The organism is Micromonospora sp. H61 (assembly GCF_018070325.1).
GTDB classification, from domain to species: domain Bacteria; phylum Actinomycetota; class Actinomycetes; order Mycobacteriales; family Micromonosporaceae; genus Micromonospora; species Micromonospora salmantinae.
In genome coordinates this window covers 1-14320 of the sequence record NZ_JAGPXY010000069.1, presented here as the reverse complement: position 1 = coordinate 14320, position 14320 = coordinate 1, and the positions used below count along the sequence as shown (strand labels likewise).

The 14320-nt window shown below is 71.2% G+C and carries 13 protein-coding genes and 2 tRNA genes; 8 read left to right on the top strand and 7 right to left on the bottom strand.

What is annotated here, in order from left to right; genetic code table 11:
- Nucleotides 1-11: 11 nt before the first annotated feature.
- Nucleotides 12-353, bottom strand: coding sequence for a hypothetical protein (locus KBX08_RS26375; RefSeq protein WP_210786050.1), 342 nt, complete (start codon nucleotides 351-353; stop codon nucleotides 12-14).
- 138 nt (nucleotides 354-491) lie between these two features.
- Between KBX08_RS26375 and KBX08_RS26370 the strand changes: the two genes are divergently transcribed.
- The gene (locus tag KBX08_RS26370; protein ID WP_112623012.1) at nucleotides 492-1037 is read left to right on the top strand and encodes a hypothetical protein; all 546 of its coding nucleotides are present in this window, start codon (nucleotides 492-494) and stop codon (nucleotides 1035-1037) included.
- Between the two features lie 165 nt (nucleotides 1038-1202).
- Here the strand turns inward: KBX08_RS26370 and KBX08_RS26365 are convergent, their stop codons facing one another.
- Nucleotides 1203-1469, bottom strand: a complete 267-nt coding sequence (locus KBX08_RS26365) for a hypothetical protein (protein ID WP_210786049.1) — start codon at nucleotides 1467-1469, stop codon at nucleotides 1203-1205.
- A gap of 70 nt (nucleotides 1470-1539) precedes the next feature.
- The gene (locus KBX08_RS26360; protein ID WP_210786048.1) at nucleotides 1540-2304 is read right to left on the bottom strand and encodes a class I SAM-dependent methyltransferase; all 765 of its coding nucleotides are present in this window, start codon (nucleotides 2302-2304) and stop codon (nucleotides 1540-1542) included.
- A 70-nt stretch (nucleotides 2305-2374) separates the two neighbouring features.
- On the opposite strand from KBX08_RS26360, the gene KBX08_RS26355 reads away from it, so the two are divergent.
- From KBX08_RS26355 to fxsT, 3 genes are read left to right on the top strand one after another with little or no spacing between them, the layout of a single operon-like run.
- Nucleotides 2375-2806: a CU044_2847 family protein gene (locus KBX08_RS26355; protein ID WP_210786047.1), complete on the top strand. Its 432-nt coding sequence runs from the start codon at nucleotides 2375-2377 to the stop codon at nucleotides 2804-2806.
- A 57-nt stretch (nucleotides 2807-2863) separates the two neighbouring features.
- Nucleotides 2864-3838, top strand: a complete 975-nt coding sequence (locus KBX08_RS26350; protein ID WP_210786046.1) for a trypsin-like peptidase domain-containing protein — start codon at nucleotides 2864-2866, stop codon at nucleotides 3836-3838.
- Entirely contained in the window at nucleotides 3835-7035 is a 3201-nt protein-coding gene (fxsT, locus tag KBX08_RS26345; protein ID WP_210786045.1) for an FxSxx-COOH system tetratricopeptide repeat protein, read from the top strand. The genes KBX08_RS26350 and fxsT overlap by 4 nt, the downstream gene beginning before the upstream one ends.
- Before the next feature lie 39 nt (nucleotides 7036-7074).
- Here the strand turns inward: fxsT and KBX08_RS26340 are convergent, their stop codons facing one another.
- From KBX08_RS26340 to KBX08_RS26330, 3 genes are all read right to left on the bottom strand, one after another.
- A complete protein-coding gene (locus KBX08_RS26340; RefSeq protein ID WP_247670092.1) occupies nucleotides 7075-8172 on the bottom strand; it encodes an HEXXH motif-containing putative peptide modification protein in 1098 nt (365 codons plus the stop codon).
- An 86-nt stretch (nucleotides 8173-8258) separates the two neighbouring features.
- Complete coding sequence (locus KBX08_RS26335) at nucleotides 8259-8453, bottom strand: hypothetical protein (protein WP_146765853.1); 195 nt, start codon at nucleotides 8451-8453, stop codon at nucleotides 8259-8261.
- Nucleotides 8454-8599: 146 nt separating this feature from the next.
- Nucleotides 8600-10747: a M14 family zinc carboxypeptidase gene (locus KBX08_RS26330; RefSeq protein WP_210786043.1), complete on the bottom strand. Its 2148-nt coding sequence runs from the start codon at nucleotides 10745-10747 to the stop codon at nucleotides 8600-8602.
- Between the two features lie 180 nt (nucleotides 10748-10927).
- Here KBX08_RS26330 and KBX08_RS26325 point away from each other — a divergent pair, with 180 nt between their 5' ends.
- The gene (locus KBX08_RS26325; RefSeq protein WP_210786042.1) at nucleotides 10928-11437 is read left to right on the top strand and encodes a SigE family RNA polymerase sigma factor; all 510 of its coding nucleotides are present in this window, start codon (nucleotides 10928-10930) and stop codon (nucleotides 11435-11437) included.
- A complete protein-coding gene (locus KBX08_RS26320) occupies nucleotides 11434-12264 on the top strand; it encodes a hypothetical protein (RefSeq protein WP_210786041.1) in 831 nt (276 codons plus the stop codon). The genes KBX08_RS26325 and KBX08_RS26320 overlap by 4 nt, the downstream gene beginning before the upstream one ends.
- 178 nt (nucleotides 12265-12442) lie before the next feature.
- Here the strand turns inward: KBX08_RS26320 and KBX08_RS26315 are convergent.
- Nucleotides 12443-12516, bottom strand: a tRNA-Gly gene (locus KBX08_RS26315).
- A 206-nt stretch (nucleotides 12517-12722) separates the two neighbouring features.
- On the opposite strand from KBX08_RS26315, the gene KBX08_RS26310 reads away from it, so the two are divergent.
- Together KBX08_RS26310 and tig are read left to right on the top strand one after the other, a co-directional pair.
- Nucleotides 12723-12796 (top strand) — tRNA-Pro (locus tag KBX08_RS26310).
- A 138-nt stretch (nucleotides 12797-12934) separates the two neighbouring features.
- On the top strand, nucleotides 12935-14281 hold the full coding sequence (gene tig / locus KBX08_RS26305; protein WP_145789660.1) for a trigger factor: 1347 nt from the start codon (nucleotides 12935-12937) through the stop codon (nucleotides 14279-14281).
- Nucleotides 14282-14320: the final 39 nt, after the last annotated feature.

Sequence of the window (14320 nt, the reverse complement as noted above, 5' to 3'; positions counted from 1 at the left end):
CTGGGCGGCGCTCAGCGCGGCGAGCGGGGCAGCTCCTCGCGGGGCACCCAGTTTCGCCGGACGACCACCACCCGGGCTTCCGCCTCGGCCAGGTCGTCGTCGGTGGGACGGGCCGCGTCCCGGGCCCGTAGCGCGGCGCTCAGCCCCACCTGGGACGAGCCGGAACCGACCAATCCGCGCAGCCCCCGCTCGCCGTCGCGCTCGTCGCCGCCCGTGTTCCTGCGTCGCGGCGGCGGCTCGTCACCGTCGTGCACGCCCGGCGTGCTGACCGTCGGGCCGTCCGCACCCGGTCTGGCCGGCTCGGTGTCGGAGTGGTGGCGCAGCCGTCGCCGTCGTCGGTCGGGGTCACCCATCAGCCGACCGTACCCTGGCGGGGTTCGATCCGGCACCGTCGTGGGCCGCGCGTCCCGGCCGGGGTCGGCGACCGATTTGCCGGCTGGCTACCCTCGAATCAAGGCGGTGCTGTTGCCGTCGGTCAGGGGGAGGACGAGATGGCAGACCAGACGCAGCCGTGGGCGGAGCGGACCGTGGAGGTGCCACCGCAGGCCGGCGTCGGGGTGCCGCCGCAGCGTGACGGGTTCCGCCGGGGGGTCGCTCCGGTGGGTGAGCCTCGCACTCCGCGGACGGAGCCGTTCCCGGTGGTCGAGCAGGAGCCGACCGGCACCGGTTGGCCCGGCGAACCGGTGCCCCGCCGCTCGCTCAGCTCGCGGATGGCGCAGCTGCGGCGCGGCGGTGAGTGGAGCGCCGCGGCAGGCCTTTTCGCGTTCGTGTGTTGGGGGATCTGGGCGCTGTCGGGCCAGGGTGACCTGAGCGGCCCGCTGCTGGTGCTGGTGCTCAGCCTGCTGGTGGCGGTCGGCCTGTTCGCCCTGTTCCGGCTGGTCGGCCGGGTGGTGCTGGAGCGGCAGCTGGGCCGGGTCCGGCGCAGCGCCCGAGGTGCGCACCTGGCGACGGCGGTGTTCCTCGTCGGCCTCGGGGTGGCGTGGCTCCAGCAGACCGAGTGGGTCGTCTCGGCCTGGAACTGGATCTCCTCGAACTGACCGGGCGTGCACGGGCGGGCCGGTCCAGGACCGCCCACCCGTGCACCCGGTCGTCTCCCCACCAGGCAAGGTCGCTGCTTACCCGGCCGGCCGCGGTTCATCCGTGGCCTGCCGCTCCGACCGGTACCTCGTTCGTGGGCTTGCGTGATCCCGATGGTGCGGCGGTCAGTGGGTGCCGCCGTGCCCCTCGGCGTCGGCTCGGGGCGACGCGACCCGGGCGGCCGGATCCTCGACGCCGGGCTCGCCGCCGTCCGGGGCGACCGCCCCGTCGTAGTTGTAGAGCGGTCCACCATCGTCGTGCTGCTTGGTGGTCTTGATGTAGCGGTGCATCAGGCCGTCGATCTCCACCTCGACGAGTGCCTCGTTGCCGGTCTCGTGGGTGCTGCCGTCTCGGGGGCCGCCCACCAGGTGGGCAGTGGTGTTCGTGTCCATGGACGGGCCCTACCCGCCAGGCGCCAGGCGGAAACGGTCGACATCCGGCCAGCGGCGCCGGCGCGTTCGCTCAGTGCTCGGGCTTGTGCGCCCGGACCAGGATGCGCTGGGCGTGGGCCACGAACGGACCGTGGTGGCGGATGTGGTCGTGCAGATCGGCGAGCCGGGCCCGGTAGCGGTCCACGGTGAAGTCCGGCACCGTCCAGATGACCTTGCGGAGGAAGTGCACCACCGCTGCCACGTCGTTGAAGGTGGTCGGCAGCGCTTCGTGCCGCAGCTCGTCGATGACCAGGCCGGCGGCTCGCGCGTCGGCGGCGGCGCGGGCCGGGCTGCGTTCGTCACTGATCTCGCGGGGACCGGTGAGGAACTGGGCCAGCTCCCGGTTCGAACCGGGGCCGATCTGCTGGGCCAGGTACCGCCCGCCGGGAGTCAGCACCCGCGCGATCTCGTCCCAGAGCACGACGTTGGGATGCCGGCTCACGACCAGGTCGAACGTCTCGTCGGGAAACGGGAACGGAGCGTCTTCGGCAACGTCGACCACCCGCACTCCGCGCGGTTCGAGCGCGCGTCGGGCCAATCGGAGGTTGGGCGGCCAGTGTTCGGTGGCCACGGTCACCGGTGGGAACGCCGGCACCTCGGAGAGCACCTCGCCGCCGCCGGTCTGGATGTCCAGTGCGGCGCGGGCCACCCTCATCTGGGCCGCCATGAGCTTCAGATAACCCCAGGACGGCCGCTGTTCGGTCGCGCGGCCGTCGAACCAGGAGAAGTCCCAACCGTCCACTGATGCGTCGGCGCCTTCGCGGAGCAGATCCTGGAAGGTCGCCGTGTCCTGCATTGCGTCAGGCTGACAGGCCGCAGTGGTGATGGCAAGCAGATGTGTTCCGTGTCGGCGCAGGGTGCACGCAATGACTCCTGTCAGTGATCTGACACCAATTCCGAACGATCTTTCGGCGAGAATTTGTCACGTGGCGGATCTCCTTCGTTTCGAGACTGATCAGGGTGTCCTCCTCGTCGAGGAGCACGCCGGCACCGATCTGGAACGAGTCGGTCTGCTCGACCGGATCCGCCCCGCCCGGCAGACGCTGGAAACGGCACTGGCCCATGTCAAACCCGCGCTCGACGCGGCGCTGGGCGTGGTCCGGGGAGTGGCGGTGCGTCCCGACCAGGTGGAGGTCGAGATCGGCGTCACCCTCACCGCGGAGGCTGGTGCCGTCGTCGCCCGCACCAGCGCGCAGGGCCACCTCAAGGTCAAGCTGATCTGGACCTCGCCCGTCCCCGCGCTGCCGTCGCCGGCTGAGGACGGGGCCGCCCCGCAGGAGAACGCCGCGCATGACTGACCGCAGCACCGGCCGTCGGCCGCCGGCCGTCCTGGTCGAGTGGTTGGCGGAGCACGGATGACCGGCACCCGGTCGCTCGCCGGCCGGGTGCGGATACTCGGTGGCCACTCCTCGTCGGTCGTCGGCGCCGGCATTCAGTTGACCGGTGACCTGGTGCTGACCTGCTGGCATGTCGTCCATGACGGCACCGAGGCCAGCCCGCCCGGGGTGCTCGTCGACACACCGAGTCACCCCGGCACCCGGGTCGCCGCCGAGGTGACCTGGTCCCGGGGTGTCGGCCCGGCGGGCGACGGCGACCTGGCGGTCCTGCGCTGCGCCACACCGCTGCCGTCCGCCCCCGCCACCCTTGCCGATCGTGGCGACGACGAATTCGACGTGCGGATCGTGGGTTTTCCGGCCAACACCCCGGCGTCCGTCATGGTGCTGGCGCGGGCCGTCGGTCCGGTCGACGCGGGCACCGGATGGCGTCAACTCGACCGAATCTCCCCTGCCACTGCCGGAATCGACAGGGGGTTCAGTGGTTCCGGGGTGTACGCGCCGGACGGCGCCGTGGTGGGCATGGTGCTGGCCCGCGCGAGCGTCGGCCAGCAGTTGGTCGGCTGGATGTTGCCGGTGGGGCAGTGGCGTGCCCTGCTGCCGCCCGGCCTGCTGGCACCTGCCCTGCTGCCGTCCGGCCCGCTGGCGGCCGTCGCCCGGGCGACGCGCCGGCCGGCACCCGCGCCGCTCTCATTCGCGCAAAAGATGGCGTTGGCCCGACTGCTGGAGGAAATCCCGGTACTCCGGCACCCCGACAGCCGTCAATTGGTCATTCAGTCGCTGCCATCGCACATCAGTCGGATGGTGAATCCATTCGGGCCATTGGGTCTCGACATGTTCGGCCTGATTCGGACGGGCTTAGAATACGAGGACGGGATCGCGGCTCTCTATCGCGTCCTGCTGTTGACGGAAGGGCCGGCGAGTAGGCCACTGCGGGCCTTCCGTGACCTTGCCGAGAGCCTCGGTCTGCTGACGGGTACGGAGGACAATCGGTGACGACGCCCCGGATGCCGAGCGCTCAGGTGCAGGCCATCTGCGACGCGCTGCTGTCGATGAGTTCGATCAACGACGGGAACACCCGGGCCCTCTACCTCGACGAGGTCGAGGGAGAGCTGCGCAAGCCACTGTCGGTGCCCCGGCACTCCGAGGTCCGGTACGACGTCTACCGCATCGTGCGCGCCTGCGCGCAGGAGCCCCGGGGCATGTCGACGCTGTTGCAGGTGATCGGCAACCTCCACCCGGGTGCCGGCGCGGTCACGTCCGCCCAGCAGATCTACCTTTCCTGGCTTCTCGCGCAGTTGCTCACGGACGTCCCGCCCGAGGTGGTGACCGGAGCCGTCGCGGCGGTCGCGGATCATCCACTGTCACCGGAGGACCTGCCCGGCCTGGTGGAGGCCGTCGGCTGGCAACCGGTGGGTGACTGGCAGGTCCCGGCCGCCGTGGCGCTGGCGGGCCTGGTCGTCGCCGGCCTCGAGTCGGACGGCAAGCCGTTCGAGCAGTGGTTGCGGGATGCCGCGGCGGCCCTGCGGCTCACCACCGCCGACCTCGACGACATGCGCGTGGCTGCGAAGGCGCACTGGACGTCGCTACGATCCCCGCACCAGGCGGCACCGGCCGAGGCCGGTGGAGAGGAACCTGAATCCGACATGCGCAGGACGATCATCATCGAGGAGACGACGCCCCAGCGATCCCGAACTCTCATCCGGGGCGGCGTCCCACCGCGCAACCTGTACTTCACCGGCCGGGAGAAACAGCTCGTCGCGCTCGACGAGCTTCTGTCGGCACAGCACCGGGCCTCGGTGCTGCCGGAAGCGGCGCTGCGCGGTGTCGGTGGGGTCGGCAAGACCCAGCTCGCTGTCGAGTTCGCCTACCGGTACGCGGACCGTTACCAGCTGATCTGGTGGATGCCCGCCGAGGATCTCAGTGCGCTGCGTACCTCGATCGCGGCCCTCGGCGAGCGGCTCGGCCTGGCCGCGAGCGCCAGCCTGGAGCAGACCGTGCGGACGGTCCTCGACTCGCTGTCGACGAGTTCGCTCAGTTGGCTGCTGGTCTACGACAACGCCGACGACCCGCACGAGCTGGCTCCGCTCATGCCCTCGTCGAACCTCGTCGGCGAACGCGGCCACGTCCTCGTCACGTCGCGGAACATGGCCTGGTCGGCGAGCGCACTGACCCTGGACGTCGACGTGTTCACCCGAGCCGAGAGCGTGGAACTGCTGCTCAAGCGGCGTCCCGAGACCAGCCCTGACGACGCCCGCCGGCTCGCCGCCGAACTTGGCGACCTGCCACTCGCCCTGGAGCAGGCCGTCAGTTGGCTGCTCACCATGCTGTCGTCGGTCGACGAATACCTTGTCGACCTCAAGGAACACGCCCGGGAGTTGCTGGGCGAGGGGCAACCCCGGCAGTACCGGGGCACCGTGTTGACTGTGGTGTCGATGGCGCTCGCCGCGGTACGCGAGCAGAATCCCGCCGCCGCGCAGCTGATCCAGCTACTCGCCTTCCTCAGCCCCGACCCGGTCCCGATGCGCCTGCTCTGGGAGGGGCGCCGCGCCGGCTTGGACGAACCGTTGCGCACCAGCCTCCAGGAGCGCAACGACATCGCCCGGGCCATCCGGCAACTGGCGTCGCTCGGGCTCGCGAAGGCGGACAACGCCAGCCGGCACGTACAGGTGCACCGACTGGTGCAGGCGGTCATCCGGGAGGGGCTCGCCGAGCAGGGCGACGACAGCCCGCTGACGAACGCCCGCCGGCTGCTGGCCGCCGCCAACCCGGGTTTCCCCGACGACCGGAGCACCTGGCCCCGCCACGCCGACATCGCGCCACACGTCCGCGTCGCCGGTCTGATCCACGGTGACCTCGACGCCCGCCGGACGGCGATGGACCAGCTGCGCTACATCTACAACCTGGGTGACTTCGAAGGCTGTCGGGACTTCGCGGAGGAGATCCTGGCGGCCTGGGACCAGCCCGGTCCGGACGGCCAGCGCAGCGGCGATCCGCTGACCCTGCTGGCGATGCGACGGTACGCGGACGCCCTGCGGCTGCTCGCCGACCCGCGCGCGGCCGCGTTCGGCCTCGAGGCGCTGGAGCGAATGCGGACGAGCCTCGGCGAGGAACACGAGTACACCCTGGGTGCGGCGAACAGCGTCGGCGCGGATCTGCGGCGGATCGGCGACTTCGCGGGCGCTGCCGACCTGGACCGGCGCAACCTCGACGTGCACCGCCGGGTGCTCGGCGACGGGCATCCGAGCACGCTGCGGGTGATGAACTCGATGGCGATCAACCTTCGCCTCAGCGGTGACTTCGAAGGGGCGTACGAACTCAACCTCGAAGTGGCGCGGCACGCCGGTGCGGCGGCGGAGGACGGCACCTACGCGCTGGTGCTGGCCCAGGAGGCCCAGGCGCGTGATCTCTACCTCCTGGGCCGGTACGCCGACGCGCTGGAACTGCTGGACAGCTCCCTGCCGGTGCAGCGGTCGTTGCTGGGCGCGGAGCACCTCACAGTGCTGCGCGCCACCTGCATCCACATCGCCTGCCTCCGCAAGACCGGGCGGCTCGACGCCGCCGTGACCGAGGGCGCGGCCAACTACCGGCTGGTGACCCGCCGCTTCGGGACTGATCATGTGCTGGCCGCGGAGGCGGGCATGACCTGCGCCAACGCCATGCGCGCGGCGGGCGACGCGACCCAGGCGTACGCCCTGGCCTCCCAGGGGCACGCCACCTTCCGCGCCGTCTTCGGGGAGCGGCATCCGGTCACGCTCTGCGCTGCGGTCAACCTCGGGGTGATCCTGCGGGCTCGCAACTTCGACCGTGAGGCGCGGGAGTTGGGCGCGGCCACCTTGCAGGCGATGGGCGAGGCGTTGCCGCCCACCCATCCGTACCTGCTGAGCGCGCGCACCGCGCAGGCGATCAACCTGGTCCGGTCGCACCGGCTGGAGCAGGCACAGGTGCTCTCCGAGACGATCCTCGAGGATTCGCGTCGCCTGCGTGGGCCGGGGCATCCGTACACGCTCTACTGTGCGGTGAACGCGTCGGTCGATCTGATCGAGGTCGGCGAGGAGGCTCGGGGCCGCGAGCTGCTCGACGAGGCCGCCGGGGCGCTGGAGGCGTTGTTCGGGCCGGACCACCCGGAAGTGGACGCCGCGCGGGGTCAGCGGCGCATCGAGTGCGACATCGAGACCGTCGGGCTGACCTGACGCCTCGCCCACCGGCGGCCGTCGTGCCGAGCCTGGGGTTCATCCGGTGGTGATCGTCGGTCGGTGGGCGCGCTCGGCCTCCGCCACCTCCCGCCGCCCGGCGGCGTCGACGGACGCCGGGACCGGCACGGCGGCCAGCCTGCCGATCCGTCCGGCCAGGCGATCTGCCCAGAGCTGCCCGGCCGAGGTGAGACTTCCGGCCCGGGCGAGCTCGACCAGGGCGCGCTCCAACTGCGCCCGTACCACAGCGAACCGCGCGGTGGCCTGGACCGCCAGTTCCGGATGGGCCCGCAGCGCGGCCCACACCTCGGCGACGGCGGTGAACGCGTAGGTGCCGTGCAGCAGCCCGCCGATCGGACGCGGGTCAGGACGCCAGGGCGCGAAGTACCGCACCGGGTCGGCGGGTTCGTGCAGCTGGACCAGGCCGAGGACAGCGTTGAGTTTGCTGTGTTGCAGCTCGTGCACCATCGTCACGGCCAGATCCACCGGGTCGAGGTTGGCGTCGGCGGCCAACGCTCCGAAGGCGTCGGCGTGCGTGACACTGTGCCCGCGCTCGGTGCCGTCCGCCAACGGTACGAAGGTGCTGATCCCGGCGGCCACCTCGGCGGCGTGCGTCGGGGCGTACCCGACGAGCAGGTGCCAGGCGTGCCCGACGGACCGTTCCAGCTCCGCGGCCTGCGGTGTGGAGAGCCGGGCGGCGACCGGTAGCCCGAAGCAGTCGCGGTAGGGGTCCAGGTCGTCGACGCGGAGGTCGAGGGTGACCGACTGGTCGGTGAAGCGCCACCAGCGGGTGGGCGTCCACTGGCGCCCGGTCAGGTCGGCCGGCGTCACAGTTGTGGTGCCGCGTCGGCGCAACACCCCGAGGCCCGGCACCGGCACCAGGCCCGCACGCGGCGTGACCGGCACCGCCGCGTCCGGCCGACCGCTGAGGGCGGCCGCCGCGAGCGCCGCGAACGGAAGGTAGTCGGGTCGGTCGGTGGCGCCGCGCCGGACCCGATCGACCGCCCAGACAGCCAGCCACGGATGATCGAGCAGCACGTCCGCGGCGGCCGGGTCGAGGCGGTGGGCGTGGCCGAGCAGGTGCGCCGACGTCGCCAGGGCGTCGTCGGTGTCGGCGAGGCTCTTGAGGACGAGCATCGTGCGGTTGCGTTGCGCGCGCCGCAGAGCGCGGATGGCAGCCGGGCCAGCTTGGCCGTCGGCCAGGCGGGTGAACTCCGAGCGGGTCAGCTGGAGTCGGCGCCGGGATCGAGGAAGCTGTTCCAGCCGGCCAGCGTCGTCTGCCGGGGACTCTTCAGTGTCGCGACCAGTTCCTCGATCCATCGGGCCAGTTCCGGATCCTCGTCGCGTAGCAGGTGGCTCAGACCCTGCGTCAACACGTCGACCACAACGAGGTGATCAGGTGCGGGTTGCTCAGTCATCGATGTCCCGGGTCGGCGCAGGCGTGCTGACATGAAAACACGTCAACGTCTGTGATCACCATCGGCTTACCGTCCGTCACCCAGGGTCGCGCGTCATGGGCCGTACCGCCGCCGGTGGCAGCCGGCGGCGGTACGGAACCCGCGGGTCAGCTGGCGGCCGCCTCGGCGGCGGCGTAGTCGCGGGCCACCCGGACCATTTCCACCAGCCCGCCGGCGTACTCCTGGGATTCGCCGTGCGCCTCGTCGAACGGCGGCTGGAAGCCGACGCCCTCCCACTGGTTGGTCGCCGGGTTCCACCGGTCGTTGCCGACCTCGAAGTCCCAGGCGAAGATGCCCAGCTCGTAGTAGAGCTGGTCGGCCGAGTTGCCGGCGGCCGAGTAGAGAACGTCGGCGACCGGTCCGGTCTGCGACGGCCAGGTGACGGTGCCGCGCTCCTGGGCGATGGCGCCGACGATCCGCCGGGCGCTGTTGAGGAACAGCGTCGACTCGTCGATCGACGGTCGCGGCAGGGTGACCCTGCCGTCGGCCCGGTACGCCCCCGGCGGCCACATGAAGTACCCGCCGTAGGAGTGCACGTTCATCGCGAACTTGATGTTCGGGTGGTCCTGAGCGAGGGCGATCACGTTGCCGCTCTCCGCCTCGGACAGTTCGGCGGTGCCCGCGTAGGTGCCGGACAGGCAGTTGGCGCTGGCGCCCACGTAGCCGTCGAAGTACGACCCGACGGTGTAGTTGCGGTTGATGTCGACGCCCCACGAGGTGCGGTTCTTCGGGTCGCGGGCCGCCCCGGTGCAGTGGTTGACGAGGTTCTTGCGCTGGAAGTTGAAGTCGTTGAACGAGTAGTTCGCGCCGTCCGGGTTGACCATCGGGATGACGAAGATGTCGACCTGCTCCAGCAGCTCACGGGTGGCCGGGTCGGTCCGGGCGTTGGCCAGCATCCGCTCGGCGAACTCCAGCGTCACCAGCGGGGTGGCCCACTCCCGGGCGTGTTCCTGGGAGTACGCGAGCACCCCGACCCGGGAGCCGTCCCGGTGTACGCCGAGGCGCAGCGCCTGCACCGTCCACGGCCGTGCCGGCACCTCGGTGCCCTGGAGGCCGTCGTCGAGTCGGGTGGGGCCGGCGACGGGCATCGGCAGCCCGGCCGAACCGTCCTCGACGGTGGCCCGGAACCGGTCCGGTTGACGGGCGTTGATCGCCGCCGCGACCTCGTCGGTGGTGCTCACCGTCCTGCCCGCGGTGTCGGTGGCCAGTGACACGGTGAGGACACGGTCGCGGTAGCCGACGGTCAGTGGCCGGTTGGCCCGGCCCGGGTCGACCGTCCGTACCTGTACGCCGTTCATGTTCTGGTCGCCGAAGCGGACCGACTCGACGACCAGGGCGGCCACTGCCGGGTCGCCCAGGTAGCCGGCGGCGGTGCGTCGGTATCCCTGGGTCTTGTTCGGCAGGTCGATCACGTCCACCAGGTCCCGGTACTGGCGGGCCAGCCGCTTCATCCGCGCCTGGATGTCCACCGGCGTCAGGTACGCGTCGATGAAGTCCTTCTGGTAGCCGGCCGGAAGCGGCGGCGGCGAGGCGTTCGGCCAGAGCGCCGGGGTGACCGCCCGGCTGACCCCGCCGAGGCTGGAGGTGGCGGTCAGCTGAACCGGTCGGCTCGGCACCGGCTGGGGGAGCGCGTAGTGGTACTGGTACTCGCCGGAGTCCTCGAACCGGTACAGCGGGAACGAGCCGGTGACGCCGTCCGCCGTGCGCCAACTGACGGTGATCTCCACGTCCGGGTCGTCGGTGGCGGTGGTGGCCACCTGGGCCTGCAGGAAGGTCTGTCCGGTAGTGGTCCACCAGTACGCCTGCTGCACCTGGAGGGTGTCCACCGCGGTGGCGGCGGTGGACCGCTGGCCTGCGGCCGGCGCCCGCAGCCCGGCGGCGGTGCGGGCCTGAGCCGCGCGGACGCTGTCGGCGTAGTGCCGGTTGCCGTCCCCGGCGCGTTGCACGATCTGCAGGGCCGTCGCGCCCTGCGCGGTCAGGTCGCCGAGCTGCGCGCCGCTGAGCACCAGGTCGGCGATGATCCGGCCGTCCCGCGTCCGGGGCCGGTTGGCCAGGTCCGCGCTGGTGGCGACGAGCCGGTCCAACTGGGCCTGATCGCGCAGCTGGACCCGGACCACTGCGGTTTCGGTGGCGCTCAGAGCGATCGGGGCGGCCGGGTCGGCGGGTGCGGCCGTTCCGGAAGCGGGATGGGACAACACTGCGCTGAACAGGATCACTGTGGTGGCGGCAGCTGTCCACCGTCGTCGGACGATCATGTGCCCTCCTGTGACGGACGTCGATGTGTTTGGTCCTTACACCAGTGCACGGATCGACACCTGTCAAGGCGTCCTTCGCGCCCTTGCCGGCGTTGATCCCGTGACATGTCCGCGAGATCCGGAGCAACCCCCTGGGGCAGACCCCGCGTGACTAACTCGAAACGGGGATCGGAGGCCTGAATGAGCGATCGCGACGAGGCGTTCGCCGAGTACTTCGCGGCACGGTCCGGTGCCATGCGCGGCACCGCGTACCTGCTGTGCGGCGACTGGCACCGTGCCGAAGACCTGGTCCAGACCACGTTCGTCAAGCTCTACCGGGTCTGGAACCGGATCTCCCGGCACGAGGTGCTCGACAGCTACGTGCGCCGGATCCTGATCCGGACCTTCCTCGACGAGCGCCGCCGCGGCTGGTGGCGGCGTGAACGGGTGGGTGGGGAGGACGCCGAACAGGTGGCCCCGCCCGACTCGCCGGAGAGCCGACTGGTGCTGTTGCAGGCGCTGACCCGGGTGGCGCCGCGTCAGCGGGCCGTGCTGGTTCTGCGGTACTGGGAGGACCTGTCGATCGAGGACGTCGCGGCGCTGCTGGAGTGTTCTCCAGGGACGGTGAAGAGCCAGGCGGCACGCGGGCTCGACACCTTGCGCGGCCTCCTGACCCCCACGTACAGCGGGATCGAGATGGGGGAGCGATGAACGAGCAGGAGTTGCGCGAGGGGCTGCGCAGCGAGATGGCGGGGACCACCCCGCCACCACCATTGAGTACGACAGCCGCGCTCGGCGCGGCACGGCGGACGCGCTTCCGTCGACGCGCGCTGTGGGCGTCCCTCGGATCGGCGGCTGTCGTGCTGGCCGTCACCGGCTTCGCGGCCGTCGCCACCCCGGGCGGCCACGTCTACCAACCGGCGGGTCAGGGGCCGCTGGCTTCTCCGGACACCAAGGAGCCGTGGCCGACCGGGCCGGACGGGCAACCGCAGGAGGACCGGACCGCGCGGGCCGGGTCCAGGTACGAACAGGGAGCTCACCTGCTCAGCGAGGCTGTCTCGGTCATACCCTCCGGCTACACCGCGCCGGAGGACCCGTCGAGCCAGTCCGTCGAGGAGCGGACGCTGCGGACCCACCAGTCGCAGTTCGAGGACAAGGTGGACGGCGTCGACGTGTGGAGTTACTCGTCCTCGGTGGCCGTCGCGCAGGGCGAGGGCACCGGCCGCGTGATCGTCGAGGTGCACGCCGCCGGCAACCAGCTGCCGACCGAGCCGTGCGACCTGGCCCAGAAATTCTGGGGCATGCGGGGCGAGTGTCAGGTCGAGACCGTCGGAGCTTTGCGGGTCGGCGTGGTGGTCCGACCGGGCAGCGACGACCGGCTCGACCAGTGGTCGGCGTACCGGCACCCGGACGGTGTGGTGGTCTTCGTGGCGCAGGGCGTGCGGTTGGACGAGAGCCGGCCGGCGTTGACGAAGCTGCCGTTCTCCGTGCCGCAGTTGGCGGCTCTCACTGTCGACGAACGGTTCCACCTGAAGTGACACGCGACTCGGCCTCGCCGAGTGGGTCCAGGTGCCGCCACCGTGCGGTCCACCTGGGCCCTGCTGTGTGTCGACGCCCGCAGCGACCGCCCGGCATCCCGGCGGGTGGGCGGACCGCAGCGGCCCGTGCGCCGAGTCCTGTACACCAAAGAGCCCTCCGACCTGGGCCGGAGGGCGTTGGAGCGGGCGACGAGAATCGAACTCGCGTAGTCAGTTTGGAAGACTGAAGCTCTACCATTGAGCTACGCCCGCGTGCATCCCGCCGAAACAGGACGCGCCTACAGCGTACCCAATGTCGACGCCCGACGCGTAACCGCGTCGCCGCCGACGCGGCGGCGCCCTGGGGATCTCGGCGACACGTGGGCGGAGCGGAATGGTAATTTTCGGGTGATCTGTCCGGGTGGGGCATGCCCCGGCACCGACTGAGGCGCGGCGACGGCATAGACTGCACGTCGCCACGGGGTGTGGCGCAGCTTGGTAGCGCACTCGCTTTGGGAGCGAGGGGCCGTGGGTTCAAATCCCGCCACCCCGACTGTCGTCCGCGGCCGGGCCGCCCCGGGTGCCGCCCAGTGCGGTCCCCGGGCGATGCCGGAGCGTCAGGCCGGCTCGCCTACACTCGATGGGCTGAATCACGCCCAGACTCAACTGAGATCCGTCAAGGAGTACGCCTGTGAAGAGCACCGTCGAGACTCTGAGCCCGACGCGCGTGCGGCTCGCCATCGAGGTGCCGTTCGTCGAGCTCGAGCCGAGCCTCAAGAAGGCGTACCGGGAGATCGGTTCGCAGGTCCAGGTTCCGGGCTTCCGCCGGGGCAAGGTGCCGACCGCGGTGATCGACCAGCGGGTGGGCCGGGGCACCGTCCTCAACGAGGCGGTCCAGGAGGCCATCCCGGAGAACATCCTCGCCGCTGTGCGCGAGCACGACCTGAAGACGCTGGGGCGCCCGGAGGTCGAGATCACCGAGTTCAACGACGGTGACTCGCTGAACTTCACGGCCGAGGTCGACGTCCGCCCGGAGATCACCATCCCGGACGCGAGCACCATCGAGGTGACCGTCGACGAGCTGCAGATCGACGAGAGCGAGATCGACGAGCAGGTGAAGAACCTGCGGGAGCGTTTCGCGACCCTCAAGACCGTCGAGCGGGCCGCCGCCGAGGGCGACTACGTCCAGATCGACCTGAACGCCACCGTCGACGGCGAGGACGTGCCGGGCGGCCAGGCGAGCAACATCTCCCACGAGGTGGGCAGCAAGCAGCTCCTGCCGGGCCTGGACGAGGCAGTTGTCGGCCTCGCCGCCGGTGACGACACCACCTTCACCACCCAGCTGGTCGGCGGCGACTTCGCCGGTCGGGACGCCGACGTGGCGGTGACTGTGCGCACGGTCAAGGAGAAGGAGCTGCCGGAGCTGAACGACGAGTTCGCCCAGATGGCGAGCGAGTTCGACACGATCGAGGAGCTGCGCGGCGACCTGCGGTCCCGGGTCACCCAGGGCAAGCAGGTCGAGCAGATCTACGCCGCTCGGGACAAGGCCCTGGCCCAGCTCGTCGAGGCCGCCGACATCCCGGCCCCGGAGGGTGTCGTCCGCGAGGAGGTCGAGAGCCGCAAGCAGGCGATGGTCGACCAGCTGGAGCGGATCGGCGCCTCGATGGAGGAGTACCTCGCGGCCGAGGACAAGACCGAGGAGCAGATCGACGCCGAGCTGACCGAGGCGGCGACCGAGGGCGTCAAGGTGCAGCTCCTGCTGGACACGCTCGCCGACGCGGAGGACGTGCAGGTCTCCGACGACGAGTTCGGGCACGAGATCGTGCACCGGGCGCAGCGCGCCGGGATGGCCCCGCAGCAGTACTACGACCAGCTGGTGCGCTCCGGCGCGGCCGCAGCGGTCTTCGGCGACGTGCGGCGGGGCAAGGCGCTCGCTGCCGTCATGGAGAAGATCACGATCAAGGACTCGGCCGGCAACGGGATCACCCTCGACGCCCTGCGCGCCGCCAACGAGGCGGAGCACAACCACGACCACTGATCGTCGGGTGCGGCCGCCGTCCGCCGCTGAGCGGCGGAC

Coding starts and splice junctions, on each gene's coding strand:
- KBX08_RS26375 (WP_210786050.1), bottom strand. CDS start 353: ATGGGTGACCCCGACCGACGACGGCGACGGCTGCGCCACCACTCCGAC.
- KBX08_RS26370 (WP_112623012.1), top strand. CDS start 492: ATGGCAGACCAGACGCAGCCGTGGGCGGAGCGGACCGTGGAGGTGCCA.
- KBX08_RS26365 (WP_210786049.1), bottom strand. CDS start 1,469: ATGGACACGAACACCACTGCCCACCTGGTGGGCGGCCCCCGAGACGGC.
- KBX08_RS26360 (WP_210786048.1), bottom strand. CDS start 2,304: ATGCAGGACACGGCGACCTTCCAGGATCTGCTCCGCGAAGGCGCCGAC.
- KBX08_RS26355 (WP_210786047.1), top strand. CDS start 2,375: ATGACTCCTGTCAGTGATCTGACACCAATTCCGAACGATCTTTCGGCG.
- KBX08_RS26350 (WP_210786046.1), top strand. CDS start 2,864: ATGACCGGCACCCGGTCGCTCGCCGGCCGGGTGCGGATACTCGGTGGC.
- KBX08_RS26340 (WP_247670092.1), bottom strand. CDS start 8,172: ATGCTCGTCCTCAAGAGCCTCGCCGACACCGACGACGCCCTGGCGACG.
- KBX08_RS26335 (WP_146765853.1), bottom strand. CDS start 8,453: ATGACTGAGCAACCCGCACCTGATCACCTCGTTGTGGTCGACGTGTTG.
- KBX08_RS26330 (WP_210786043.1), bottom strand. CDS start 10,747: ATGATCGTCCGACGACGGTGGACAGCTGCCGCCACCACAGTGATCCTG.
- KBX08_RS26325 (WP_210786042.1), top strand. CDS start 10,928: ATGAGCGATCGCGACGAGGCGTTCGCCGAGTACTTCGCGGCACGGTCC.
- KBX08_RS26320 (WP_210786041.1), top strand. CDS start 11,434: ATGAACGAGCAGGAGTTGCGCGAGGGGCTGCGCAGCGAGATGGCGGGG.